The organism is Brevundimonas sp., from assembly GCF_036405315.1.
Taxonomy (GTDB): Bacteria; Pseudomonadota; Alphaproteobacteria; order Caulobacterales; family Caulobacteraceae; genus Brevundimonas.
The window spans coordinates 1-1,826 of record NZ_DASWXW010000001.1 but is presented as its reverse complement, the minus strand read 5'-3'; the positions used below and the strand labels follow the sequence as shown (position 1 = coordinate 1,826).

Below are 1,826 nucleotides of genomic sequence, written 5' to 3'. Positions count from 1 at the left end.
GCCCGCCCCGGCCACGGCCGCCCCCGCGGCGCCCCGCGCCCCGCAGCCGGTGGCCCAGACCGTCGCCGCTCTCAAGACCGTCGGCCGCGGCGGCGCCGCCCTCAAGGCGCAACCCGCTGAAGACGGTTGGGAAGAGTTCTGATGTCGATCCTGATCGCGCTTCCGGCCGTGCTTGACCTGCGCGCCGCCGACCCCCTCAAGGCGCAACTCCTGGCCGTGCGCGGTCAGGAGACGGCGCTGGACGCCTCGGCCGTCGAACGCCTGGGCGGCCTGTGCCTGCAGGTCCTGCTGTCGGCGCTCCAGACCTGGCGCGCCGACGGTCAGACTTTGACCTTCGTCAATGTCACCGAGGCCTTCGCCTCCCAATGGAGCGCCCTGGGCGCCTCCGCCTCCGATCTCGCTATGCAAGGCGAAGCCGCATGACCAAGACCGTTCTCACCGTCGATGACTCGCGCACCATGCGCGACATGCTGATGCTGGCGTTGAAGGACGCGGGCTATCGCGTGGTTCAGGCCGAGGACGGCGTCCACGGTCTGGAGGTGCTCCAGGCCGAAAGCCCGGACATCGTCATCACCGACATCAACATGCCTCGCATGGACGGCTTCGGCTTCATCGAGGGCATGCGCGCCGATCCCAACCACAAGGCCACCCCGGTCCTGGTCCTGACCACCGAGAGCGACGCCGCCAAGAAGCAGCGCGCCCGCGACGCCGGCGCCACCGGCTGGATCGTCAAACCCTTCGACCCGGCCAAGCTGGTCGACGCCGTCCGTCGCGTCGCGGCCTAAGACTCGAGGACTGAGGATTTCCCCCATGAGCGATGATCCGTTCGAGGCCATCAAGGTCACTTTCTTCCAGGAGTGCAGCGAACTGCTGGGCGACCTGGAGGCCAATCTGTTGGCGCTGGAGACCGGCGAAGGCGACATCGAGACGATCAACGCCGTCTTCCGCGCCGTCCACTCGGTCAAGGGCGGGGCAGGGGCCTTCGGCCTGGAAGACCTGGTGCGCTTCGCCCACGTCTTCGAGACCCTGATGGACGAGCTGCGCTCGGGCCGTAAGGAATGCGACGACGTCACGGTCAAGACCCTGCTGCGCGCCTCCGACGTCCTGGCCGACCACATCGCCGCCGCGCAAGGAACCGGCGCGCCCGTCGACGCCGCGCGCTCGGCCGGTCTGGTGGCCGAGCTGGAGGTCCTGACCCACGGCGTCGCCGCCGCTGCTGCACCGGCCGCTGCCGTCGAGGACGAAGACGACTTCGGCTTCACGCCTCTGACCCTGGATATCGCCGACTTCGGCGCCCCCGCCGAGCTGCCGTCGCTGGATCTGCCGCCGCTCGACCTGCCAGATCTGGCCGCGCCGACCGCCGCGCCCTCGGCCGGCTGGCGCATCGTCTTCCGCCCGCATCCGCGCCTCTACGCCAGCGCCAACGACGTCAGCCTGCTGCTGCGCGAACTGGCGCGTCTGGGCCCGACCTCGGTCGAGCTGGACGCCAGCGGCCTGCCGTCGCTGGACGCGCTGGACGCCGAGGACGCCCATCTGATCTGGACCATCGTCCTGTCCGGCGACGCCGCCGAGGCCGACGTTCGCGACGTCTTCGACTTCGTCGAGATGGACTGCGACCTGAGCATCACCCGCATGGCGGGCGAGGCGGCGCCCGTCGAGGCCGCCCTGCCGCCGCTGCCGGTTCTGGACGCCGCCCCCGCCGCGCCCGAGTTCGACATCGCCGCCCTGCTGGCCAAGGCCGCCGCCCCGGTCGAGGCGCCTGCGCCCGCTCCGGTCGTCGCCGCCCCTGAACCGGTGGTCGTCGCCGCTCCGGCTCCTGTCGTCGC

3 protein-coding genes are annotated in these 1,826 nt (G+C 71.0%); all 3 read left to right on the top strand.

All coding sequences use genetic code 11. From position 1 onward, the window contains the following. The first annotated feature begins 141 nt into the window (after positions 1-141). Positions 142-423, top strand: coding sequence for an STAS domain-containing protein (locus tag VGE49_RS00015; protein ID WP_331032542.1), 282 nt, complete (start codon positions 142-144; stop codon positions 421-423). Next, the gene (locus VGE49_RS00010; RefSeq protein WP_207823099.1) at positions 420-785 is read left to right on the top strand and encodes a response regulator; all 366 of its coding nucleotides are present in this window, start codon (positions 420-422) and stop codon (positions 783-785) included. Before VGE49_RS00015 ends, VGE49_RS00010 begins: the two co-directional genes overlap by 4 nt. A gap of 25 nt (positions 786-810) precedes the next feature. Then, the coding region (locus VGE49_RS00005) for an Hpt domain-containing protein (RefSeq protein ID WP_331032541.1) at positions 811-1,826 on the top strand (1,016 nt) is incomplete at its 3' end.

Bases quoted from the DNA above. Each gene is read 5' to 3' on its own strand.
- VGE49_RS00010 (WP_207823099.1), top strand. From the start codon at position 420: ATGACCAAGACCGTTCTCACCGTCGATGACTCGCGCACCATGCGCGAC.
- VGE49_RS00015 (WP_331032542.1), top strand. From the start codon at position 142: ATGTCGATCCTGATCGCGCTTCCGGCCGTGCTTGACCTGCGCGCCGCC.